This is a genomic window from Candidatus Villigracilis proximus (assembly GCF_016717045.1).
Classification (GTDB): domain Bacteria; phylum Chloroflexota; class Anaerolineae; order Anaerolineales; family Villigracilaceae; genus Villigracilis; species Villigracilis proximus.
This window is the reverse complement of sequence record NZ_JADJUO010000017.1, coordinates 34084-57680: the sequence shown is the minus strand read 5'-3', so window position 1 is coordinate 57680 and position 23597 is coordinate 34084. Positions and strand designations below refer to the sequence as shown.

General features: G+C 48.4%; 28 protein-coding genes and 2 tRNA genes. 9 read left to right on the top strand and 21 right to left on the bottom strand.

Annotated elements, in window-relative coordinates; all coding sequences use genetic code 11:
• Positions 1 to 29 precede the first annotated feature (29 nt).
• The 3 genes from IPL71_RS17250 to IPL71_RS17240 all read right to left on the bottom strand — a co-directional run bounded on the left by IPL71_RS17250 (position 30) and on the right by IPL71_RS17240 (position 1123).
• A tRNA-Leu gene (locus tag IPL71_RS17250) sits at positions 30 to 113 on the bottom strand.
• A gap of 467 nt (positions 114 to 580) precedes the next feature.
• Positions 581 to 856: a co-chaperone GroES gene (locus tag IPL71_RS17245; RefSeq protein ID WP_345323744.1), complete on the bottom strand. Its 276-nt coding sequence runs from the start codon at positions 854 to 856 to the stop codon at positions 581 to 583.
• Between the two features lie 12 nt (positions 857 to 868).
• A complete protein-coding gene (locus IPL71_RS17240) occupies positions 869 to 1123 on the bottom strand; it encodes a glutaredoxin family protein (RefSeq protein ID WP_345323742.1) in 255 nt (84 codons plus the stop codon).
• A 239-nt stretch (positions 1124 to 1362) separates the two neighbouring features.
• Between IPL71_RS17240 and IPL71_RS17235 the strand changes: the two genes are divergently transcribed.
• The 4 genes from IPL71_RS17235 (at position 1363) to IPL71_RS17220 (ending at position 3811) form a co-directional block, all read left to right on the top strand.
• Entirely contained in the window at positions 1363 to 1659 is a 297-nt protein-coding gene (locus tag IPL71_RS17235; protein WP_345323740.1) for a hypothetical protein, read from the top strand.
• Between the two features lie 40 nt (positions 1660 to 1699).
• Positions 1700 to 1987, top strand: coding sequence for a hypothetical protein (locus IPL71_RS17230; RefSeq protein WP_345323738.1), 288 nt, complete (start codon positions 1700 to 1702; stop codon positions 1985 to 1987).
• 67 nt (positions 1988 to 2054) lie between these two features.
• Positions 2055 to 2825 carry an electron transfer flavoprotein subunit beta/FixA family protein gene (locus tag IPL71_RS17225; RefSeq protein ID WP_345323736.1) on the top strand — a complete coding sequence of 257 codons (771 nt, stop codon included), beginning with the start codon at positions 2055 to 2057 and terminating at the stop codon, positions 2823 to 2825.
• Entirely contained in the window at positions 2822 to 3811 is a 990-nt protein-coding gene (locus tag IPL71_RS17220) for an electron transfer flavoprotein subunit alpha/FixB family protein (RefSeq protein WP_345323734.1), read from the top strand. Before IPL71_RS17225 ends, IPL71_RS17220 begins: the two co-directional genes overlap by 4 nt.
• A 134-nt stretch (positions 3812 to 3945) precedes the next feature.
• Here IPL71_RS17220 and IPL71_RS17215 read toward each other — a convergent pair whose 3' ends face one another.
• On the bottom strand, positions 3946 to 4488 hold the full coding sequence (locus IPL71_RS17215) for a carboxymuconolactone decarboxylase family protein (RefSeq protein ID WP_345323732.1): 543 nt from the start codon (positions 4486 to 4488) through the stop codon (positions 3946 to 3948).
• Between the two features lie 85 nt (positions 4489 to 4573).
• On the bottom strand, positions 4574 to 5488 hold the full coding sequence (locus tag IPL71_RS17210; RefSeq protein WP_345323730.1) for a dienelactone hydrolase family protein: 915 nt from the start codon (positions 5486 to 5488) through the stop codon (positions 4574 to 4576).
• 205 nt (positions 5489 to 5693) lie between these two features.
• Between IPL71_RS17210 and IPL71_RS17205 the strand changes: the two genes are divergently transcribed.
• From IPL71_RS17205 to IPL71_RS17190, 4 genes are all read left to right on the top strand, one after another.
• On the top strand, positions 5694 to 6980 hold the full coding sequence (locus tag IPL71_RS17205) for an MFS transporter (RefSeq protein WP_345323728.1): 1287 nt from the start codon (positions 5694 to 5696) through the stop codon (positions 6978 to 6980).
• Positions 6981 to 7050: 70 nt separating this feature from the next.
• On the top strand, positions 7051 to 7446 hold the full coding sequence (locus IPL71_RS17200) for a hypothetical protein (protein WP_345323726.1): 396 nt from the start codon (positions 7051 to 7053) through the stop codon (positions 7444 to 7446).
• Positions 7379 to 8902 (top strand): hypothetical protein, encoded by a 1524-nt coding sequence (locus IPL71_RS17195; RefSeq protein ID WP_345323724.1) that lies wholly within the window; start codon positions 7379 to 7381, stop codon positions 8900 to 8902. Before IPL71_RS17200 ends, IPL71_RS17195 begins: the two co-directional genes overlap by 68 nt.
• Before the next feature lie 6 nt (positions 8903 to 8908).
• Positions 8909 to 8998 (top strand) — tRNA-Ser (locus tag IPL71_RS17190).
• A gap of 114 nt (positions 8999 to 9112) precedes the next feature.
• Here the strand turns inward: IPL71_RS17190 and IPL71_RS17185 are convergent.
• Genes IPL71_RS17185 through IPL71_RS17155 form a run of 7 tightly spaced genes read right to left on the bottom strand, consistent with a single transcriptional unit; the run spans position 9113 to position 15848 of the window.
• The gene (locus IPL71_RS17185; protein WP_345323722.1) at positions 9113 to 9772 is read right to left on the bottom strand and encodes a hypothetical protein; all 660 of its coding nucleotides are present in this window, start codon (positions 9770 to 9772) and stop codon (positions 9113 to 9115) included.
• Between the two features lie 12 nt (positions 9773 to 9784).
• Positions 9785 to 10342 carry a c-type cytochrome gene (locus IPL71_RS17180; protein ID WP_345323721.1) on the bottom strand — a complete coding sequence of 186 codons (558 nt, stop codon included), beginning with the start codon at positions 10340 to 10342 and terminating at the stop codon, positions 9785 to 9787.
• Entirely contained in the window at positions 10339 to 10896 is a 558-nt protein-coding gene (locus IPL71_RS17175; RefSeq protein ID WP_345323719.1) for a quinol:electron acceptor oxidoreductase subunit ActD, read from the bottom strand. Before IPL71_RS17175 ends, IPL71_RS17180 begins: the two co-directional genes overlap by 4 nt.
• Before the next feature lie 9 nt (positions 10897 to 10905).
• Positions 10906 to 12357 (bottom strand): NrfD/PsrC family molybdoenzyme membrane anchor subunit, encoded by a 1452-nt coding sequence (gene nrfD / locus IPL71_RS17170; RefSeq protein WP_345323716.1) that lies wholly within the window; start codon positions 12355 to 12357, stop codon positions 10906 to 10908.
• 2 nt (positions 12358 to 12359) lie between these two features.
• Positions 12360 to 13085: a 4Fe-4S dicluster domain-containing protein gene (locus IPL71_RS17165; protein ID WP_345323714.1), complete on the bottom strand. Its 726-nt coding sequence runs from the start codon at positions 13083 to 13085 to the stop codon at positions 12360 to 12362.
• Positions 13086 to 13087: 2 nt separating this feature from the next.
• On the bottom strand, positions 13088 to 15274 hold the full coding sequence (locus tag IPL71_RS17160) for a molybdopterin-dependent oxidoreductase (RefSeq protein WP_345323712.1): 2187 nt from the start codon (positions 15272 to 15274) through the stop codon (positions 13088 to 13090).
• Between the two features lie 19 nt (positions 15275 to 15293).
• On the bottom strand, positions 15294 to 15848 hold the full coding sequence (locus IPL71_RS17155) for a cytochrome c3 family protein (RefSeq protein WP_345323711.1): 555 nt from the start codon (positions 15846 to 15848) through the stop codon (positions 15294 to 15296).
• Between the two features lie 352 nt (positions 15849 to 16200).
• Between IPL71_RS17155 and IPL71_RS17150 the strand changes: the two genes are divergently transcribed.
• A complete protein-coding gene (locus IPL71_RS17150; RefSeq protein WP_345323710.1) occupies positions 16201 to 16455 on the top strand; it encodes a hypothetical protein in 255 nt (84 codons plus the stop codon).
• A 180-nt stretch (positions 16456 to 16635) separates the two neighbouring features.
• Here the strand turns inward: IPL71_RS17150 and IPL71_RS17145 are convergent, their stop codons facing one another.
• The 9 genes from IPL71_RS17145 to IPL71_RS17105 form a co-directional block, all read right to left on the bottom strand.
• Positions 16636 to 17244, bottom strand: coding sequence for a response regulator transcription factor (locus tag IPL71_RS17145; RefSeq protein ID WP_345323708.1), 609 nt, complete (start codon positions 17242 to 17244; stop codon positions 16636 to 16638).
• Positions 17245 to 18144 (bottom strand): S1C family serine protease, encoded by a 900-nt coding sequence (locus IPL71_RS17140; RefSeq protein WP_345323706.1) that lies wholly within the window; start codon positions 18142 to 18144, stop codon positions 17245 to 17247.
• Positions 18145 to 18390: 246 nt separating this feature from the next.
• Entirely contained in the window at positions 18391 to 19728 is a 1338-nt protein-coding gene (locus IPL71_RS17135) for an MFS transporter (RefSeq protein ID WP_345323704.1), read from the bottom strand.
• A gap of 198 nt (positions 19729 to 19926) precedes the next feature.
• Positions 19927 to 20316, bottom strand: a complete 390-nt coding sequence (locus IPL71_RS17130) for an SHOCT-like domain-containing protein (protein WP_345323703.1) — start codon at positions 20314 to 20316, stop codon at positions 19927 to 19929.
• Positions 20317 to 20326: 10 nt separating this feature from the next.
• Positions 20327 to 20953 (bottom strand): SHOCT-like domain-containing protein, encoded by a 627-nt coding sequence (locus tag IPL71_RS17125; protein ID WP_345323701.1) that lies wholly within the window; start codon positions 20951 to 20953, stop codon positions 20327 to 20329.
• An 81-nt stretch (positions 20954 to 21034) separates the two neighbouring features.
• Positions 21035 to 22282, bottom strand: a complete 1248-nt coding sequence (locus tag IPL71_RS17120) for an MFS transporter (protein ID WP_345323699.1) — start codon at positions 22280 to 22282, stop codon at positions 21035 to 21037.
• Positions 22283 to 22320: 38 nt separating this feature from the next.
• Positions 22321 to 22488, bottom strand: coding sequence for an SHOCT-like domain-containing protein (locus IPL71_RS17115; RefSeq protein ID WP_345323698.1), 168 nt, complete (start codon positions 22486 to 22488; stop codon positions 22321 to 22323).
• Complete coding sequence (locus tag IPL71_RS17110; RefSeq protein WP_345323696.1) at positions 22488 to 22685, bottom strand: SHOCT-like domain-containing protein; 198 nt, start codon at positions 22683 to 22685, stop codon at positions 22488 to 22490. Before IPL71_RS17110 ends, IPL71_RS17115 begins: the two co-directional genes overlap by 1 nt.
• Positions 22655 to 23596, bottom strand: a complete 942-nt coding sequence (locus IPL71_RS17105; RefSeq protein WP_345323695.1) for a DUF4097 family beta strand repeat-containing protein — start codon at positions 23594 to 23596, stop codon at positions 22655 to 22657. Before IPL71_RS17105 ends, IPL71_RS17110 begins: the two co-directional genes overlap by 31 nt.
• Between the last annotated feature and the right edge of the window lies 1 nt (position 23597).

Below are 23597 nucleotides of genomic sequence, written 5' to 3'. Positions count from 1 at the left end.
AAGAGACCCGCTTGCGCGGATCTCTTTTGTGCCGAAGGAGGGAGTCGAACCCTCACAAGCGTTAGCCCACTACGACCTGAACGTAGCGCGTCTGCCAATTCCGCCACTTCGGCTTGGGTAGTGCGAGATGTATTTTATCCCAAACGCTTGTTTTGTCAAATATCCTGCGAGGTTTGAGGGATGGCTTTCTCAAAATTAGCAAAATCGCTCACTTCGCATCTTTCATGTTAAGCCTGCGTATATAAACCGAATACGGGAACAAATCTGGAAGGTCGGGCGTCTCGATTTTACCCTTTCAAAATTGTATTGTGGAACCATTACAGTACTGTTAGGGGAGTATCTTTTTGTTTCCAAAATCGTTATAGTATCTATCATGCAGAAAGGAGTTAGACATGTTTGTATTCGCAGCAGTTGTTTGTATCCTGTTGCTCGTCCTGGCCGGCTCGGACTTGTTCGTAGCCCAGTACAACCCGGACGAACTCAACAACATGGGAGTTCAAAAGAAATGATGGAAGACTCCCCCATCCTCTAGCCCGACGCAAATCGAAATATGCGCCGGGCTTTTTTTATTTTTTCACAATCAATTCAGGCGGGCCAAAACATCGTTCACTTCAAGCAACAGATAATCAGTTCCGTCGAATTTGAATTCGGTGCCGCTATACTTGGCGAACAAAACCTTGTCCTTCACTTTTAATTTTATGCCTTCATCATCACCGATGGCAACCACTTCGCCGGTCTGCGGCTTTTCTTTTGCGGTTTCGGGCAAAAACAAACCTGAATTCGTCTTGGATTCCTGCTCCAGAGGACGAATAAGAATACGTGTTCCAAGCGGCTGAATGTTATTATTTTTTGCCATTTTATCCTCCAATTATTTAATACTAAGCAGTTGGTCAATTTGCGGACGGTTAAAGCCGACTATGATCTTGCCGCCGATATCAATAACAGGAACGCCCATTTGACCTGAGCGACGCACCATATCACGCGCGGCTGCCTGATCACGACTCACGTCAATATCAGTAAACTTGATACCTTTATCACGAAAATATTTCTTCGCCATGGTACAAAACGAACAGGTAGGTGTGCTAAACACCACTACTTTGGGTTGAACTTTCTGGTCAGACATCTCATACCTCCAAAAATTTGATTTATGTATAGATGTAGGCATACAAAATAAGTTACACAAAGCGACATTAATATTCCATATGAATCAAGGAAAGAAATATCCCAGAATAAATCAGCCTACCGCTCGGTAGGCTGATTTATTCTGGGATATAATTCAAATATACATAGCCAGCATAAATAGACTTCGCCCCGATAGTTACCCTTTATAATGGACAAAAAAACGGCAAGGATAAATCAAACATGAATATGGATGTAAACCCATTACACACCAAGGTTGAAAAAGTGATCCAGGTCAGCGCCGGGATGATCATATTGGAAAGCGCTATCAAATTTCCGTACAGCGAGTCCAATCTATATTTGATCGGACTGGATGGAAAGATCATCTGGCAGGCTGAAAAGCCTGACCCAAATACTTTCTTTACACGTGTCAAGCTCAATGAAGATGGATACACATTATCTGCCTACACGCTTAACGGCCACGCCTGTGAACTCGAATTGAAATCGGGAAAACTTATCAGTTTCACCACTTTTAGATAAAAAAAGCCATAGACTTCGGAAGTCTGTCACAACAATAAAAATGTCAACTCCCACCCAACCGCCCCTCGGATTTGTAATCCTCTTCCTGATGTTCAGTTTAATATTCCTTTCTAACACTTACAAACTCTGGTTCAAAACAGAAGCCTACTATCAGGATATTTACAACAGCCTCACCCGCTCTCTTATGCCATTCAAGGAATTCTTCATTAAACGGCTGGAAAATCGCAAGCGCTGGGAGGTGGAACAAAAGCTTTTCAGCGTAATTGGATTTGTGGCGGTAGTCGGTGCTGATGTTTTTGTAGTTATGGCTTATATGGCTGGCAGATAATTGTTTAACCTCACGGAGTTAGTAAAAGTAAACCGTAACAAAAGAATTCAAATCAAGGAGAAGCAACTTGAAAATCATCGCATGTATCAAGCAAGTGCCCGACTCTGAAGCCAAAGTAACGGCCGCAGACGGGAAAGTATCCTGGGGCGATGCGCCATTGGTCATCAACCCGTTCGACGAATATGCAGTGGAAGGCGCGCTTCAACAGAAGGAAGCATCAGGCGGCACAGTCACTGTACTGTGCGTCGGCCCTGAATCAGCCAAAGACGCGCTCAAACACGCCCTCGCCATGGGTGCAGATGAAGCTGTGCTCATCTCAGACGCAGCGCTTGCCGAATTAGATACCGTCGGAGCGGCGCGTGTGCTGGCGGCCGCCATCAACAAAGTTGGCGGCGCGGACATGGTTGTCTTCGGCCGTCAGACCCTTGATAACGGCGCAGGCCTGACCCCCGCGCAGACCGCCCGTGTTCTCGGGTGGCCAATGCTTGGGTTGGCCGGCCAGATCAAAGTCGACGGTGGAAGCGTGACCGTTGAACGAGTCATCGAAGAAGGCCGGCAAATTGTCAACGCAAAATTGCCTGCCGTACTGAGCGTCGTCCAAAGTATTGGCGAACCGCGCTACCCATCCTTCATGGGCATCCGCAAAGCATCGAAGGCCACCATCCCCGTTTGGTCGCTCGCGGATATTAACGCCGCCGCGCCCGCAGCCATCATCACCCGCACCGAGTTGATGAACCCGCCCGCGCGCGAAACCACAGTAGAAATGATCGCCGGCGAAACCCCGGCCGAGATCGCCGAAAAACTCGCCGACAAAATTCTCGCGGAGAAAGTGCTATGAAAACTTTTGTTTATATTGACCACTTCAAAGGCGAAGTGCAGCCCGCATCATGGGAAGCGCTCGGCCTCGCAAAAACTTTCGGCACAGCCACCGCTCTTGTTTTTGGTTCAGGGTTCGATGAAATTACAAAAGCCGCTTTTGAATATGGCGCCGATGAAGTGATCGTTGTGGATGATTCAGCGCTGACAGATTACCGCGCTGAACCGTATGCCTCCACCCTTTCGGCGCTCGCCTCTTCCTCTACCCCAAACCTGATTCTGTTTCCTTCAACCACTCGAACCCGTGAGTTGGCTGCCATGTCTGCCGTGGATTTGAACACAGGCGTGTTGACCGATGTTACAAAATTTGAAATGAACGGTGCGCAGTTGATCGCCACCCGCCCGATTTATGAAGGCAAAGTTTTAGAGAAAACCGTTTGCGCAGGCAAGCCGGTTATGGCCACCATCCCTGGGCGCGCTTACCCCAAACCAGAACAAGTGGCGGGCAAACCAGGCACACTTACCAAAGGTGAAGCCAAAGCAGACGCACTCACAACAGTACAAGGCTACTCAGCCTCTGAATCCGCAGTAAACCTCGGCGACGCCGGAATCATCGTCTCTGGCGGGCGCGGAGTGTCAAACAACCCGTCTCTAGGCCTGGATGAAGCCGCCACAGCCAAAGTAGGCTTCGAAATGATCGGCGGCCTCGCCTCCCTGCTCGGCGGCGCAGTCGGCGCTTCACGTGCCGCAGTTGACGCTGGTTACATCACCTATTCACATCAAGTGGGTCAAACGGGTAAAGTCGTTTCGCCCGATCTGTACATTGCCTGCGGTGTCTCTGGCGCCATTCAACATATTGTTGGTATGCGCAATGCAAAAGTCATCGTAGCCATCAACAAAGATGCTGATGCACCGATCTTTAAAGTGGCACGCTATGGCGTAGTTGGTGACCTGTTTGCGATTGTCCCAGCTTTGACCGAGGCGTTGAAAAAGAAACTTGGGAAGTAGTAAAGTAGACAAGTAAGCAAGTAGACAGGTATACAAATTGAAGGCCTCTGAGTCGATATGGCTCGGAGGTCTTTTTCTTTACTTGTTTCCTTATTTACCTGTTTACCTATTTCGTTGTTTACTCGTTTCCCTCTTTACTCACTCCCAAACCCTGCGGGCGGAATCCCCAGCGCCTGAATTAATCGCGCCCAATAATTGACTTGCGCGGCTGTGCTGGCAAGAATGACAAACTCTCGCTCTGTAAAAGCAGATTTAACCCGCTCCACCAGATCAGGCTGGAATTTCAATGGTGTTTGCGAAATGACGCGTGTGTAAACGATGGCCAGTTTCTCACGTTCTGAAAAAGTAGTAACCGCATCAATATCTCCGCGTAGGGCTTCGGCTTCTTCGTCTGTGATTCCATGCTGGCGGTGCTCATATGAATTCATGTCAATGCAAAACGGGCAGGCCGCTGCATGTGACGCCGTCATCCGAATCAGTTTGAGCATACGCTGATTCATTTGCCCGTCTTCGTGGGCTACCAGTGCTTCCATGATGCCTGAGCCGATGGCGGCTTTGGGGTACCAGGCTAATATCCGCGCGGGGAGCATGGTTTTGCCGGTTATTCTTTCTGAAATTAAGATGCCAAGTTTTAGAAAGAAGGGAATGTGTTTTGGTTGATTGATGAATGTTTCCATATTATTATCTCCGGCCTTATTGTAAAGCAATGATGCAAAGAGGGTCGAACGCCAATTAGCATCCCAACTCTCTTTGTATCATATATTAATGGTGCTGGTGACTGGCTGAACCAAATGCGTGTTCATAAGCAAGCATGGCGTAGTAATACCAGTCAAATTCTGCTGCATAAGAAATGGATTTCCCATTGCGTGATGAGGGCGCATTCTTGAGGTTTTCATCAAGGAATTCCAGCATCTCTGCCCACGCCTTGCCCTGCGCCCCACCGGCTTGAATTCCTGCAACATCTTCAACAAAGGCATGTGGTTGATCGGCGTAAATGGATACTGTATGGGTTACGCCAGCATCAGTGAGTGCATCATCGAAAGTCCGCACTTCTTCCACAGGAATCGATTGATCTGCATCGCCGAAAATCCCCAAGATGGGACCTGGTAAATTCTTTAGGACTTCGGGGTCTGTTTCAGGTGAGCCATAAAACACGACTGTCGCGGCCAGTTTGTTGTTGTGCAAACTGTACACGAGTGAGGTCCGCCCGCCGTAGCAGAATCCTGCAATCGCGATGCGGTTTGCATCCACATCTGATTGGGTTTCAAGCCAGGCATATATGGAATCCAGATCGGCATTGACATCTTCCGGTTTGGTATTACTCACGAGATAAATGGCACGCGGGATCCATGAAGTTGTTGAGCCGCGAAAAGTATCTGGCGCAATGACTATATAGCCTTCTTTCGCCAGCAAATCCGCTTTGCCGATGATGGATTCGCGCAAGCCAAAGAATTCGTGAATCATGATGACGGTTGGGAATGGTCCTTCGCCTTCTGGTCTGGCGACATAAGCCCGTACGTCAGGTCCGCCGTTTAGGCCGGGGACTGTGGTGTTCACCAGTGCGTCGAGACGACTCGCGCCGAGGAGCGAGTCTGTAAAAATGCTGAGGGGAAGGAAAAGAATCAGAATCGCCAGAACAGCTAAAAGTCCAAGAAGGATGCGTTTGAACGTCTTCATAAACAACTCCTAAAGTGAGATTATCCAATTATACAGAAGGGGCCAGCCAATATCTATCAAGTTCAAAAATATTAACCTTAAATCAAGAAAATCAACGCGGGAAAGGCCTTTTTATTCATTTTATTAAAAAATTATTGACATTTGTAAACATTTCTGTATAATATATTGATATTTACAAACAAGACTTATGTTTTCTGGAGGTAAAATGGATAATATTAATCAACCTATCCCCCAACGATGGGCTGTGAAGTACTACACTATTTTTGCTGGACAGGCTGTTTCACTTTTTGGAAGCGGACTGGTGCAGTTTGCGCTGGTTTGGCACTTAACACAAAAGACGGGCTCTGCCACAGTCCTGGCGATGGCGACACTGGTGGCGATGCTGCCGCAGGTTATCCTTGGTCCGCTAGTTGGCGCATTGGTGGATCGCTGGAACCGCCGGATGATCATGATCGTGGCTGATGTGGGAATAGCCGCTTCAACGGCTGTGCTGGTTTATCTATTTTATACAGGCCAGATCGAAGTCTGGCATATTTATTTGGTGATGTTCGTGCGCTCGGTTGGTGATGTCTTCCATCACTCTGCGCTTGGAGCTTCCACCGTGTTGTTGGTGCCGTCAGATCAGTTGACACGTGTTTCGGGCATCAACCAAACTTTGCGCGCAGCGATCAATATTGTTTCGCCTCCCACCGGTGCATTGCTGCTTGGTATTATGCCAATGCAAAGTGTTTTATTTATCGACATCGTGACCGCTTTGTTCGGCGTCTTGCCCTTATTGTTCCTGTCCATTCCACAGCCTGTGCGCGAATTGACCGAAGAGGGAAAACACAAGACAAGTGTTTGGGAAGATATGAAAGAAGGCATTCAATACATCAGGTCGTGGCCGGGATTAATGGCGGTCATTGCTCTGGCTTTGGCATGTAATTTTCTTCTTACACCAACCGGTTCACTGATGCCATTGCTGGTCACAAAACATTTTGGGCTGGGCGCGCTGGAATTTGGCCTGATGGATTCGATCTGGGCGTTTGGCATGGTGATCGGCGGAATCCTGCTGAGTGTATGGGGCGGTTTCAAGAAAAATATCATCACCGCAATGGTGGGTATCATCGGGATTGGCGTGGGCATCACAATTGTTGGATTTGCTCCTGCAAACATGTTCTGGCTGGCAGTCGTGGGCATGACCATATCCGGCATTACCAATCCTATTGTGAACGGTCCGCTGGGGGCCATTCTTCAAGCTTCTGTAAAACCTGAGATGCAGGGCCGTGTTATGGGCGTTGTAATGAGTCTGGCCACGATCATGACGCCGCTGAGTCTGGCATTCGCCGGGCCTGTCTCTGATGTGATTGGGATTCGGACATGGTATTGGGTTGCAGGTATCGCCACTCTGCTGATGGGCATTGGTGGATTCTTCACACCAATCATTATGAATGTTGAGCAAAATAGAAATGAAAGTTCGCCGCCTTTACCACTTCAGGCTTCAACAGACTGAGCATCCAAAATACCATCCACTAAGCGGATGGTATTTTCTTTTTATCAACAGGGTATAATTTTATTCATCAATGAAAAACAATAAATTTACTCACAAAATATCCCCCTACCTTTGGCAGGCGATCTTTCTCCTTATATCAATCGTTATTTTTAGCCTGATCCTGATAAATCGTTCACCCAATTTTCTGCGTCCGATGAGCATGGCGTTACGGACCGGTTTCGGATTGGTGATTCCTGCCACAGGATTAATCCTATATCTTGCATTTCGCATCCCAAACCGCGTGGGAGATTTTATTGGGATGGCTGTCACTCTTTCACTTTTTGCGATGCCGCTGGCAGGGCTGTGGGCTTCGGGACAGTCACAGTCGGTTGCCATTAGCGGACTCGTCCCCTTAACAGATGCATCGTTTTATTATGTTCAGTCTGGCAATTATTACTCTGATCGCGGCGATCACCATTTACTTTAGTGTGCGCGAGATTCAACGCACACATGGTGCAGAAACAGCTGTCTTTCTGCTTGTCATTCTTTTTCTGTATTTCAGACATCATTCAGGAACGAGTCTGTCTGAAACGCTTGGCGTTCCGATCGGGATGCTTGGAATAGGACTGATCTGGCGAGGAATGGAAAAGAACTCTCAATATCTGGCAATTTTTGGCTTATTTGTGATTGCTTTTTCACTCAATATCCGTCCGGGCGCCATGTTTACCCTGCCTTTCATATTATTGTGGCTGGGGTGGGTGTTCAAAAAAACAAATGAATATATCTCAATCAAGGTTTTATTTTTGGGAGTAATTGTAATTCTTGCAAGTTTTGCCTTGAATTCATTTTTCATTCGATTATTGGCAGGACCGTCTGGAACGGCATTTTCCAACTTCTCATGGGCTTTATACGGACTAGCTTCAGGCGGAAAGTCATATACCTACATTTTTGAAAAACACCCTGAAGTTTTTTTGTTACAAAACCCGGAACAATCTCAAGCCATCTACCGCCTTGCATTCGACCTTATTATTCACAGCCCTGCTTTATTTATCAAGGGTATCTTATACGGCTGGTCAATGTTTTTCTCCGACACTGTATACGGCGCTTTTTCATTTCTTGGCGGCGAAAATGCTGTCGTCAATACGATCACTCGCTGGATAATATATACGTTATGCATATTAGGTATTCTGAAATGGTCTCGCAAACCAGATGATCCCTTTAGCGGACTCGTTATCATGGCGACTTTTGGTGTCCTGGCATCGGTCCCATTTGTGCCGCCTACTGATGCGTATCGAGTGCGCCTTTACGCCGCCTCCATCGGGATTTTTGGTCTTCTACCCGGTATGGGACTCTCCCTCATTGTAAGCCGCATAAAAATCGGTCTATTTGCCCAGTCCAACCTGAAGTTTCAAGAGTCAAATAGTACTGCGGTATTTGGCGCGCTTCTCATTGCCCTGATCCTGTGTGGAACCTTAATCACACGCGCCACAAGCCAAACCCCACCGGTATTTAATGCTTTTTCCTGCACTCCGGATAGCGACAAAATCTTAATTCGTTTCGATGCGGGAACATCTGTAAATATTATGCGTGAAAAAGACCTGTTTCTCGATTGGATGCCGAACTTTCATCAGGGTCTCTTTAACCAAAGCGTCCACAGTCTGGCAGATATTCATCTTATTCATTACCTCGAATCGCTTACTTCCCAAACATCCGTTTTTTCTTCGTTGGATTATCTTTCAAATCAATCCGCGCTCATCATCATCCCGACTGATCTATTACCTCCACACGGAACACATATTGGAATATGCGGTCATTGGGAAACAGATCCAAATTTAAAAAAGTATGCTGTTTTTGCCGCAAAGAGTGTGGTTGGTTTGACACAGGCTGCAAATTTAAATATTGCCACCTCAATAACACGTGGTATAATTCGCCCGCTCAAGTAGAGAAATGGAGAGGTCGCGTAGTCTGGCTTAGCGCGCACGCTTGGAAAGCGTGTAACCCACAAAGGTTCGCGGGTTCGAATCCCGCCCTCTCCGCCAACAAAAAGACGTCCCTTTTCAGGGACGTCTTTTTGTTGGCGATAAATCTTCCCAGTAAAAACAGAAAAAAATAGACCTGACAAATTGTCAGGTCTATTTCATAAATATCTTAAATTACGGTGTTGGTGTTGGAACAGGCAATGGCTTCCCTGCAAAGACAAATGAGGCGAAGGAAACTGCTTCGGTATGACCGGGCACATCCGCTTTGCTGGTGACGAGGAAATCATACAATAATGATTTCTCCCAATTACCAGCGCCAAGGATGTCTGTGCCCTTGGATTCAGCATCAGCACGGCGGGAGCCTGCGATTATGCCGGCATAACTACTCAGGTCTAACTGGGCGGGAGAAATCGCCACATCCACTGAATGACATGAGACGCAAGCCAATGAGCCGGAATTCCAAAGATTGGGTTCATTGAAGAGCGGTTCAACATCAGCAAAGGTTGCTTCACAATTATTTCCATTTGCGTCAACAAATTGGAAAGAGTCAGTTTCAGGTGAATTTGCAGAGACCCACGCACCCACCAGATCAGTGGCAACAACGCGACATGCATCACGATCAGATGCGGCTTGTTGTCCATTGCTCATATCCATCGCGGGGAGCGTTGCAGGAATTAAGGTTGGGATGGGAGTGCGATCAACTGGCTGCGCTGCCTGGTTGCAAGAGAGTGTAACCCCGCAAGCTGACACGTAAACGATACTAAGCCAGATAAAAACACCCACAAGGAACACTACGATCGTTCCATAAATATATTTACGTACATCGTCTTTCATCAAAGACCTTCCTTACGGTTGTACTACAACTTTGAGCGTGCGGATGTAATTGATTACGTCCCAGCGTTCGCGGACGGTAAGGTTCTCACTCAAGGGCGGCATTTGACCAGAGAACTCAACATCAGGAAAAAGCGAGTTGTTCGGATTAAAAACACCATTGGAGATGGAAAGGAAAAGAGTGCCGTCACTTTTATCTTGAACCAGATCGCTGCCAAGGTTGGAAGGTTTCTTTTTAACCAGGAAGGCAGAAACGGTTCCATTCCCTTCGCCGGTAGCTCCATGACACATCACACAATGTATTGTGAAGAGTTCCGCACCACGCGCAATGGAAATTTCGTCAGCGGGGACCGGATTGGTCGGTGCTCCATTACCTGGGATGTAGGCCGCGCCTTCCACTGGAATGGATTGTGCAGGGACTGCCAGGGGGTTTTCCTGCGTGCCATAGGAATCCTGAATTTCCATAAAGACAACCCAGTCAATCTTAATCACGTCAAAAGCAAATACTGCCAAAGCGCCGATAACAACGCCGAGTACTGCAAATACGACTACGAGCTGCTTGAACAATCTCATAGGTGCTCTACCTCCGCAACCTCAACCTTTTCCGCGCCGAGGGCGGTCATGGCTTTGGTAAATTTATCCTTGCTCTCTTCTGGACAAATAAAGAAGATGGCAATTTTTCCGTCACTGATTTCCTTCACATATTCCATCGGGCGATAGTTGGGGAAATAACTATCAAGAAACACGCCGAGGAAAGTTGAGAGTAACATACCGAGCATGGTTAACTCGAACAACACAACAACAGTGGGAGGACCGGGAATAAAGGCTTGCCTGCCCACCTGAATTGGAACTGGGTACAGATAGGGTGTGACAAAAGCCAAAAATGCGCCGGCTAAAAAGCCCAGAGCTGCACCACCGCCAGCGAGGCGGGGAACATTCGTCCACTGGGCGGGGCGCCCGAGCATGGCTTCGGTGACAGGAATGCCAGAGATGACATTCATGTGATCGTCGGAAAGGCCCAAAGCGCGGAGTTGGTCAATCGCGTCCGCAGCAGGTGCGAGGTCAGGAAAGACCGCTAACAGGGACACCTGTCCAGAATTCTCTTTGCTGGAAATATTGTCAGCCATGTGAGTCACCTATTCCAATTCGCTGACCGATACAACGGTCTCGCGTCCAAATTTCTTAAGTTCGTGCGCCATCTGGCCTTCTTGCACTTCCCAAACAGGAATGAGAGGGATCAAACGGGAAGCCGCCATATAAAGCAGGATGAAGAAGGCTAATGTTCCAATTCCAAGTGGAATTTCCACACCGGGCGCGTAAAGGCGCCACGTGAAGGGCATACGGTTGATGCTAAGAGAAATAGGAACAATAATATAACGCTCAAACCACATGCCGATATTGATCAAGAAACCAACAACGAAAACGATCCAGGGTGTGGAGCGCCATTTTTGATTCCATAAAACAGCCCATGGAATAGCTACATTGAAGATCAACATGGCAAACCACATCCAGCCCATCGGACCGGCTTCATGGAAGTGCAAAAGCTGCTGCGTCCATTTGTCGCCGCCATACCATTGCACCATATAATCATTGAAGAAAAAGTAAGCCCAAGCCATCGAGATGATGAGCATAAGCCTGCCGATGCCGTCAAAATGTTCAGCGCGAATGAAGTATTTCATATTCTTCATTGTGCCGCGTACAACAGCAAGTACCATGATGACCGCGCCCATACCTGAATGCAAAGCACCTACAACGAAGTATGGACCGAAGATCGAGGAGTTCCAACCCGGGCGTGTGGCGGCTGCAAAGTCCCAGGAGACGATGGTATGTACCGAGAACATAACCGGGATAATGGCAAAGGCGAAGATGTTCATCGCATTGCGTAAATGTGCCCACTCGCCTTCAGTACCACGGAAGCCAAGCGCCAGTATTTTGTAGAATGTCTTACGCCAGCCAGTGGAACGATCACGCGCCATGGCAACATCAGGAATAAGCGGCAGGAAGAGATACATGGTAGAGGAAAGCAAGTATGTGGTGATTGCCAGCAAGTCCCATGTAAGGGGTGAATGCAGGTTGGGCCACAACATACGTTGATTTGCATACGGCATAAGCCAGTAGGAAAGCCAAACACGGCCCATGTGCATGAACACGCTAAAGCCAGCCTGCACCAGACCAAAGGTGGTCATCAATTCTGCGGCACGGGTGAACGGGCGGCGGAATTCCGCTTTGAACACACGCAAAATGGCAGAGATGAATGTACCTGCATGGCTGATACCGATCCAGAAGACGGTGTTGACGAGGAAGATTCCCCAGTAAGACGGGCGGTTCACACCAGCGATACCGAGACCTTCAGCGATCATTTTGCCCCAGGAAAAGAACAGACCATAGGCCACGATCACGCTCAAGGCTGCGAACACAGCCCAGAATTTCCATGAGGTAACGTACATGGATTCCATAACCATGTCGTTCATCTGTCCGCGGGGAAGCGGATCAAGCATTAAGTGCTTTTCGCGGAAGTGCTCTTCACCATGGTTATGAGATTCAGCCTTGGCGTGAGCATGTTCTTCTTTTTTGTTATATCCAGCCATAATTACCCTCCCTTGAAGTAGGTCACATTTGGTACTGTGCCAAGTTCTTCAAGATGTTTCAGACCATTACCGCGTTGAGCTAATTGCGAGACAAGCGATTCAGGATCATCGACGCGGCCAAAGGTGATGGCGCTTGCCGGGCAGGCCTGTGCGCAAGCAGTAGTGAATTCACCATCTACTACTTCGCGGCCTTCTGATTTAGCTTTATCTTGAGCCTTGTGAATGCGCTGAATACAGAAGGTGCATTTTTCCATCACACCACGGCGGCGCACGGTGACATCAGGATTCAATTGATTCGACAAAGGTTCAGGGCGTTCATAATCACGCCAGTTGAAGGAACGCACCTGATAAGGGCAGTTATTACCACAGTAACGCGTACCGACACAACGATTATAGATTTGCAAATTCAATTGCTCAGCCTGTGAATGAACCGTTGCAAAAGCCGGGCAAACAGGTTCACAGGTTGCACTATTGCATTGCTGGCAAAGCATTGGCTGATTGGGCGTCATCTTCACTTCAGGATACTCACCCTCCCAAAAGCGTTCAATGCGAATCCAATGCATGGAACGGCCATAGCCAGAGTCTTTTTCGCCGACGAATGAAATATTATTTTCCATTGCGCACGCGGCTACACAAGCCTGACAGCCTGTGCAAATATCCTGATCAATGACCATGCCCCACTTACCGACATGTTCAGCGCTCATCTTAATTTCTTCAGGTCTAATCATGATTAATGCTCCTCTCCAAGACCCACGCCGTAGACACCCATAATACTTTCAAGGCGTGAAAGGGGTTGTTTCTTTCCAGTCTTTTCGATCTTGACTTTCATACCAGCAAACGCAAGATCGCCAGCTTCATTAAAATGTTGACCAAGCAAGTCGGCGGGATTAACACCGCGATTTGCAGCATATTGACCATAAGCAGTGTGGCCCTGACCAAAAGGAATCGCGATCGTATCGGGACGGATAGCTGGGTAGCGGTAAACAGGCACTTCCAACACGCCCGCTTCGCTGGTGATCTTCACTACATCATCATCTTCGAGACCAAGTTCATGTGCGGTTTCAGGATTGATCTCAACCCATGTGTTCCACATGACTGTGGTGGTTGGGTCGGGCAATTCCTGTAACCAGGGTTTGTTCGCGCCTGCTTCCGCCAGGGTCGGCGAGACGAAAGGCACAAAGAAGAATTCACCTTCGCCAGCAAATTCGGCTTCAGCACCAACCAGATTGCGATTGAGCACATCAGCAGTATTGGGAATAGCACGGGCGTCAGTGGTCTTCCACCAGCCGCCATATTGCTGGAAGTAAGCCATGAATGTATTGATATCGGGAGCAGCAAAGAAACCATCGGTTTCACTCATGAGTGAAGCGACTTTGCTTTGCAAGAACTCAACTTCATCCTTGAATGGCAACGCTTCTGCAAATTTACCACCGGCGAGTTGAGCGGCGGCAATCAAGACATCTACTGTGGCACGGGTGTTATAAAAAGGTGAAACAACCGGCTGTGAACCTGAAAGAACAGGCTGCGCAGAGCCGGTGACTACACGCTGGTAACCCCATGATTCAAGTGCGTGGTGATCGGGGAATACATAGTCAGCTTCCAATGCTGTCTCATCGGGGAAGGTGGCAAATGAGATCACTTGCTCAACACCCTTTAAGGCATTCTTGAAATCTGATGAGGCGGGCAATTCAAAGACAGGGTTGACGCCATGGACGAACAACGCTTTGAATTTACCGTCTGCCATCTTCTGTACAAATTCCTGCATTTCTTTTACAGAAGCGGATCGTTGATATTCTGTCTGATTGGGAGCAAGTGCCGAGAAGAATACGCCGCCGGGTTTACCGAAGTTATCAGCAATTGCATTCAGAGCGAGCACGGCTTCTGCAACAGCGAGGCCGTTGCTCTGGCCGAGCGCAGTACCGCCGGGGATAGCCAACGCGCCAGTGGAATTGGCAAACATCTCAGCAAGATGTTCAAGTGTTTCGAGTTTAATGCCCGATTTCGATGCAGCATCAGCGGGATCAACATCAGCGAACGCGCGAGGCAATGGACCGCCGCGTAATTCAGAGGCGAGTCTGCCGATTGCCAGCACAACCAGAGCTTCAGTTCCGGGGCGAAGCGGCAGCCATTCATCCGCCTTTCCGGCAGTTGAAGACATGCGTGATTCAAATTGAATGAAGGTCCCACGCTTCTTGGATTGAGCCTCGCGCAGACCTGCGAATCCGCGTGTATATGAAACAGGCGAGAGCCACGTCTCAAGGAAGTTGGCGCCAAAGGAGAAGACAACCTGCGCCCCACCCACATCGAATAAAGGCATTCCTGCTTCGCCAAAGAGATTCTCGGCAGCCTTGCTCAATGTAGCGCGCGCTTCAAACATGCTCAACGCACCAAAGCGGACCGGGGAGTTGATTCCTGTTTGGGCTGACAGATCAGATACAAGGTCAAAGAGATGATCCGATGTTGTGCCCATCAGGAAGGCGATCTCTTCGGGTTTGTAATTCTTGAGGGCGTCGGCAACTGTCTGCGTAGCGTCATCCCATGTGACGGTTGTGCCTGCGGCATTTCCGCGAGTGCGTTTGATGGGGTCGGTCACGCGGTCTGGGTTATACAAACCATGCAAAGTTGCCTGTCCACGGGCGCAGGTCTTGCCGAGGTTCAATGGATGATTCGCATTGCCTTCGGTCTTGATCGCGCGCCCTTGTGATGTGCGAACTACGAGTCCGCAGCCGGCCGCGCATTCGCGGCATGTCGTGGCGTAAAATGTGCTCTGGCCGTTGTAGTTGTATTCAGGCATTAACATGTATGGCTCGCGTGTTACATAACGCGAAGCCGGCCCGCAACCTGTGAGGATCGCAGTACTTGCCGCACCCACACCAGCCAGTTTTAGAAAATCACGCCGGGAAAATTTATCGCTCATAATGGTTTCCTTTCACCGGTTAATAATGACACGTGCCACAGTCGGTGAGTTTGACCAGTTTTACATGATCTTCACCGGCATTTTTGACGTGACAATCCAAACACCAACCCATATTAAATACCTGCGGGTTCTCAGCGATGTTTACTTTGGTCATATCACCATGACAATTTTCGCAGTTTTGTCCTGCGGCAATATGTGCGCGATGATTAAATTGAACAAAGTCTGGCACCTGAGCTACAGGCACCCATTCAATGGGTGTTCCACTTTCCACTGCCTCTTTCAAAGGCGCTAAAAGCAAACTGGTTTGAGTCTTCACAATTTGATTATGGCAGCCCCAACATTTGGCTTGTGTCGGAATACCAGCGGCTGGCCCTCGCGCAGCGCCCGGGTGGCAATATAGACACTGAATGCCAAAAGCAACATGCGTTTTATGAGGGAATTGGATGGGCTGTTCAGGCGGCTGTTGAGTCGTGTAAAGTCCGTAGGCTGCGATACTGAACAAAGTCAGAACCGCAATGCCAACAGCAATCAGACCTAGCGGCTGCTTCAGCCAGTCAAAAAATCTTTTGATCATGGATGCTCCTGAAATAATCTTTAAGCACAAAACCGCCGGGCACAGAACACGCGGCGGCAAAGGCTAAATTAACTTAATTTATTAAACAGAAAAAGACAATCAAAATTATTATTGGATGAAAAAAGTACTGACGTCTTGTGTGCATACATAAAACCCGCCCCGATGAAAACCATCAGGACGAGATCAAAATACACAGTTTGCATCGTAACAACCATACCATTCTCCATAATATATAATTGCTGAACCCCGCCAGCAATTAACTCGGCGGATTATACATTGAAAGTGCAGAAAAGTACATATAAGGGTTAAATTGGTGTATTCGAGGCGTGATACAATCATAACCAAGGTCATAATGAAAACATCTCACATTCTTGGCATCGTTTTTTTATTCGCCAGCCTGGTTTTTGTATTGATCACCGCGGCCTTCAATCAACCCACGGTATCTGCGCAAAATCTGGGCGCAACCGCGCTTCGTCTGCAAATCACCCCTGCCCCGTTTGAAGAGGGTATTTCCGAGATCGGTTCAACAGACGGCATTCTGATTATGGGTTTTGTCATCATGTTTATCATTCTCGTACCGATTATCATTTATAAAAACAAGAACTAACTCCCTTAAAAGAAAAAAAATAACTCACCCCCGAAATTAAGGTTTCGAGGGTGAGTTCGTTTTTAAGAACAAATTGGACGCAGATGAACGCTGATTCACGCTGACAAAAGCGAAAAGTCAGCGTTTTCTGCGTGAGTCAGCGTCCCAAATTAAATTAGGGATATGTCATGTTTTTTATATTTACAATGAAATCAAACCCAGCTCGATCCCGCGCTTGACAGCTTCTGTCCGGCTGGAAATTCCCAGTTTTGCATACAAAGATGAAAGATGAAACTTCACAGTATGCTCGCTGATACTTAGTGAAAGCGCGATCTGTTTATTTGCCAACCCTTGCGCCATAAGCTGGATGACTTCCATCTCGCGGGCAGTTAGCTGCTCAACCAGAGACTCTTCACTCGAAGATTCCCTCCGCCCAGACAAGCGGATCAGACTCTGCATCAGGCCTGGTGCGCCAACCCAAAGCCCTTCCCCCACCGCGCGGACTGCCGCCGTCAACTCATCTTCTGTGGCATCAGGTGAGAGTATGCCCCATGCCTGTGTATTTGAATTCAACATGCTGCGCACAGGTTCAACATCATCTGTCAAAAATAAAATAGCGAAATTTGATTTCCTGTTTATAAAACGCGCAGAAGAGACCGAGGCGAGCACAGCCACCTCGGTCTCCATTTCATTGACGCTTTCAAGATCAACTGTCTCACCAACAACTTTGATATCGGGTTGTCTGCCGAGTAATTCACGCAAACCGATCCGTAAAGCAGAGTTTGGCGAAACAATCGTAACTCGGATCAACTATCGTTCTCCAATTTCCACTTTGATGGCTTCCAACTTACCACCGCGCAGCACATCAATTGCCACAGACTTACCCACCACATCACCACTTAAGCGGACGAAAAGATCATCCTGATGCGCAACAGATTCACCAGCCACGCCCACCAGAATATCGCCAACGATTAATCCGCCTTTGCCGGCAGGACTATCCGCTTCGAGGCCGACGAGTAAAAGGCCGGTATCCTGTTCACGCTTCAATGCTTTCTTTGCATCGGCAGAAAGTTCCACGCTCTGGCTGCGGATGCCAAGATAGCCGCGTTTGATCTTGCCATGTTTGGCGAGAGTCTCGGCGATCTTCCAGGCAATGTCAGCCGGGATGGTAATTGCGCCGCCGTTTCCAAAGCCTGAAGTATTAATGCCGAAGATCGTACCATCACCATTCACCAAAGGTCCACCGGAAAAACCGGGATAGGAAACGACATCGGTTTTGATGTAACTCTCAAGCATACTGCCGCGCCCTGTGCGTACCGGACCACCAATGGAATTCACTGATCCAAAACTGGATTCGATTCCTTTAGTAGAAGGTCTGCCGATTGCCAATACAAATTGGCCCACGCGCGCGGCGGTCTTTGAAACTTCAGCGGGAGCGGCTAGAGGTTGATCCAACTTGAGAACCGCCAGATCAGTTCCCGGGTCCCGACCGACGATGCGGGCTGTGACTTCGGTTCCGTCCGCAAGAATCACTTTGATATCTTCTTCACGTTCAACGACATGATCTGCTGTCAAAATTAAATCCTTGGCGAAGGCAATACCGCTGGCAGGAAAGCGGCGGCGCGCATCGACCAATACTGTGGATTTTCCAGCACGCTCGGCGGCGTCTGCGATTGCATCAGAAAGTTCTACCAACATATTTTTAGACATAATTATTTATCTCCTTGCGCATCAGTATAGTCAACACGCAATTGGAGTGTATCGCCTAAATGGACAGCTTGCTACTGGACATATGGGTAGGGATGAAAAATGATGAAAGATGATTTTTTTGTAGTTCGACACAATGTCACATTTCAAAACCTGTAACCACAAATTCACAAAGAAGAACAAAATGCTATTGTGTCATTTATGGTTTAGAACTTTGGTTTCAGTTTTAATGTGACCTTGTCAAAATAATTAGGCCGGTGAGACTGGCAGTTCATCGTGATCTGGCAAAATATCTTCAGCGTTACGAATGGCGGGAGAAAAATAACCGGCCACACCTACCAGCGCGCCAAACACGCCGCAGATGACGAGTAAAAGCCCCATGCCAGAACCAGGCCCGGTTCCAACGAGCCAGCCAAACGTTAAAGAAAGACCCGAGTCTGTCCGCATAGCAGGCTCAAGCACAAAATCAGCCAGGGATCCGGCGATCAGTGGTGAAATCGGATTCGTAAACCAGGCGATTAATCTTCGGGCAGAAAATACCCGCCCTTGCACATCGGGGGCAACTTTCGCCTGCCAGATGGCTTGATTCGATCCATTGATCAGCGGAGAAATAAGCGAGCCTAAAATAATGCCCGTGATCCAAACCGGCAGTCCGCCGGTGAGTCCGATCACTGCCATGCCAATGCCGGCCCAGATCCAGCCGATCAATACGCCATGTACGCGGCGCTTGAAGCCGCCCCAGGCACTCATGATAAGGCCACCAACCAGCCCGCCGATGGCGCCGGCTGTTTCAACGGAACCAAAGATTAAACTGTTGCTGTCTGTGCGCGCAAGGATCATGGGCGCTAAAACTGTATACCCAATGCCAGAGAAAAGATTCCCGATGAAAAAAATTAATTGCAATCCCAATAAACTCGGGCGTGCAAAAATATATTTAAATCCATACGCAGCCTCTTTCCAAACACTGCCCTGCCCTTGCTGACCTTCTTCAGTGCGGACAGGTTGTGGAATGTAGACGACCAACAATGCGCCGATGGCAAATATAAAAGTAGCCACGTCCAGAAACAGAAGGCCGGTCAGCCCAAGGACTGGTAATAACGCGCCCGCCATTAACGGAGCGAACACACCGGGGCCGGCTTCAATAATAGACATCATGCCATTGGCGCGCCCATACTGTTCCTTGGGGACCATGGTGCTGATGGCCGCGGAATATGCCGGCCATTGAAACGCCATTCCCAACCCGTAAATAATGGACGTGACATACAAATGCCAAAACTCCAGGATACCAAAATATTGCAACGCAAGAATTGAAAGCGTGGCAAGCCCCGCGCCAAGGTCGCTGACCATCATCATCATTTTTCGATTATGACGATCCACCATAACACCCGCAATAGGCGATATCAACAAAAAGGGCGTAATGAAAAAGACCTGCATCACACCCATTGCCAAAGCACTTTTGGTCTGGTCATACATCCAGATACTTAAACCAAACTGACTCATCGAACTGGCAAGCACCGAGACGATCTGTCCCAGCCAGACAATGGTGAAGCCAAACATCCCTGTTGGTCGTTTTGTTTTATTTTCCATAAGTTTCCTCACAGTTTTTTTGTCAATCACATTAAAAAAATAACATACCCCATAAAAATAAACAACCCTCATAAGGGTTGTTTATTGACTATTTACAACATCAACTTATAGATGGGATTGCAATATAACAACATGACACACTCTCCTTGTTTATCAAAAGGAAAAGAACCACATTTTTTCTGGCTTTAAAGATTTGGGTTACTCCACGTAAATTTCCACGTGTTCGCCGTCTTCTTCATCTACTACATCAATGATCTTGCCCATTACACCCATGCGCAGGGCTTCCATCACATTGGTCATATCCACGCCTTCCACCTCGGGGGCAAAATGCGCGCCGATCTTCATGCCCGCATCCACCAGCGCCAGCGGAATTTGCACCGATGCTTTTGAGCGTCCTGTGCGAGTATCTGTCACGCGGATGCGCAGCCAGCGCGCAGTCCCACCGCCTGTGCCAGGCGGGCGCGGCGGCACGGGCAGCCCTCTGCGTGATTCACTCAAAGCCGCGAGCAGCTTCGAGCCTTCATCTGCACTGATCTTTCCCTCCTCGATCATCTTCAATATCTTCATTCGTTCTTCACTATTTGCCATGTTACACCTCTTATCCTATGAACACTTGCACACGTTCGCCGCCTGTATGGCTCTCATCCACATTAATGATGAGCGGCTCTTTAATGGTCTTCGCCATATTAATGGCATTGATTACTTCATCAATATTGGTTTTCTTAAATCCGTCAATGTGGCGTCCGAAATTTTTGACGAACCAGCTTGCCAGTCCAAGTGGAAGCGGAAAGGCGATCGAAATTCGTTTCGGCCAATCCTCCGCTTGTGAACGGTCTACATTCACATACAACCAGCGTGAAGTGCGGCTGCCCGCGCCAAGTGAAATAAATACGATCCCTAAAAAAAGAGGCATTGCAAAACAAAAGAACCAAAAATTTAATCCTGCATTCTGCTGAATGGAAAACATGATCCATGCGCTCAAAACCGTAAAGAGGATGCCCAACCCGAGAAAGCCCCTTGAAAAACGGGACGCCCGCCTGCGGACTTCTTCAAACTCTGGAGCTTCGGGTCTTTCTGACCATGAGCCTGATTCTGCTTCGATGATTTGAATCTCCTCTTCAGCAGAGTCATCATCCAGCGTGCGCATGAGAGTCGCAGCTTCTTCTGCGCTGATCTTTCCATCCGCGACCATTTGCAAAATTTTCCTGCGTTCTTCAGATGACATGATGAACCTCCATCCAATTTGACAAGCCTTTTCCTTCAATTGATGTCATGGAAACCTCCTTCAAAATTTTAAGTCGAACGATCAACTGTTTTCCAACACTTCAGCTTTTGCGGGCAAATGAAACTTAAGCATAATGGGAATGATCGACAGCAGAACCACAATACCCGTCACCATAAATGGAAAGCGCGGACTCACCCCCGCCCACAATTGCGCTCCGATCCACGGAGCCGGCAGCGAGATAATTCCCAAACTGGTGCTAAACAATCCAAAGGCAGTGCCGCGCAATTCCGCCGGAACAGATTTACTGATCAACGATTGATACGCGGGCGTCAGCATCCCCACACCCAGGCCTGCCAGCGCCCAACCCGCAAAATACATCCAGATCAAACCTGAGGGAGTTCCGATCAGCATAAATAAAGAAAGACCAACAAAAACCATGCCGATGGAAATCACCAGACGTTCGCTTGTCTTATCTGCCAGCCAACCGCCCGGAATGGTCATCAACATCATGCACAGTCCAAAGACACTGTTCATCCAGCCGATCTGGATCATGCTCATCTGACCGATATCCTGCAAATAGATCGGCATCAGATTCATCGAAAGCGCAAACGACGTATCCCGCACGCCATCGGTGATCAGAATCCAGGTAATCAGTCCGCCGGCGAAGATCATGCCAAACATTGAGGAAAGATTTTGCTTCAAACTCGCGAATGAAAGTTTTTTGGGCTGCGAGTTGCCGCCTTTCGCAGCTTCACGCGCCATGCCCACACGAATGAGCGTGGCAAGAATATAAAAGAACGCAGCTACCAACAACATTCCTTTGAAGCCATACGCGCCAGCTAGCCACCCGCCGAGCGGCGGCCCGATGACCGAGACGATCATAAAGATGGCCTGTGTCACACCAAATACCTTGGCGCGATTTTGTTCCGTTGAATGTTCCGCGATAAACGCATCAAAACTCGGTCCAACCAGAGAACGCGTGATCGCGCCAAGCGCTTCGCCAAGCAGAAGCCACTGCCACGTTTGCGCAAGAATGAGAGGGAAAAACACAAAAATCCCAAACACACTGCCGATCGCAATCGCGCGCAAACGCCCGATCGAGTCACTTAACCAACCACCCAAAATTTGTAACAATAAGGGAATAATCTGCGAAAGCGTAAAGAATAAACCGATCTGTGGAACACTCGCCTTTAGGTCACGCAAATAAAGCGGCATCAATGGACCATACATGTTCCCGCCCAGGTTGGCAAAGATCATCGCCACCAAAAACAGGATCAGGACACCGCTTAACAAAGGTTGCTTTTTGACCCGGGCAATCGTTGTTTCCATTTTCATCCTATAAAATAATAATCGTGTGATCGATCAATTTAATCAGTCAAATTCAAAGTAATGCTAATCTTTCGTTCCGTTCCAAAATCTTCAAATTGGTCATCAGCAGGCTCATCGAGCGCATGCATTAATACGGCAGCCTCTTCTGCGCTGATCTTTCCATCAGAAACCATTTGCAAAATTTTTCTACGCTCTTCAGAAGACATTATTTACCTCCTTCAAGGGCTGATAACAAATTATCGGCTTCTTCTGCAGTGATCTTTTTCTCCTGCAGCATCTTCAAGATCAACAATCGCTCGTCTTCTGAAACGGACGGCTTGGGAGGCATGGGCACACCTTTCGATGAAAGATCCCAGCTCCAACGGCCAACGTTCACAGCAGCACGTACCTTGCCGCGACCCACACGCTCATCCACCCGCCTGCGCGCTTCATCTGCGCGGCGCAAGGCATCGTCTGCCTGTTTGGTTGCACGACGTGGACTTGATCCACTTGTTTGGAAATACGATCGCCAAACCCAGACCAGTCAAAGCCGATGCCTGCAAAGTTCCCAAAGTCTTCGGCGGTTTCACCGGCATTCGATTGATTGGTCACACGGATATCACCGCCCGCGCTTAATGTCACATTGGCAGAGCCATCACCAACTGTGATAACACGAGCAGTCGCATCTTCTTCATTAATTACGCCCTTCCAGTTAATGTCAATTTCATCGGCATTAAGAGTCAGTGTGGCATTGGCTTTGGGCGGCATGACAAGCAAAATATCATTGCCCGCAGCCACAGAATATTGATTACCGGCCTGCGGATCAAGGTAAAGGACAACATCCTCAGCCACATTGGCGCTGACATTGCCGCGCACATCGCGCAGGGCCAGATCATCCGCCACAGATTCAAGAGAAACATTCCCGTCCACATCGCGGACAGACACATCGCCGTGGGCGCTTTTGATGGACAAGTTTCCCTTTGCACCGCGCAGACTAAAATCCGATTCAACAGTTTCAATCGCAACTTCACCCACATCACGAATGGACAGGTCACCGGCAATATTTCTCAATTCAATGCCGCCCATCACACCGCGAATGGATGTGTCACCTTCAACGTGTTGAATAAAAACAGAGGTCAACTTCGGAACACGTAGTGAGACATCATCCTCACAGAAAATAGTGACATTCTCGCCATCCTGTTTACAGCGCATTTCTTCCTCATCGTCGCACTTAAGCAGAATATCCTCCCCTTCCCAGCCAACGAGACTGAGGTCACCGCCAATTTTTTCGATAATGATCCTGGGATTGCGTCCAGCAGAAATTGTTTTTGACATG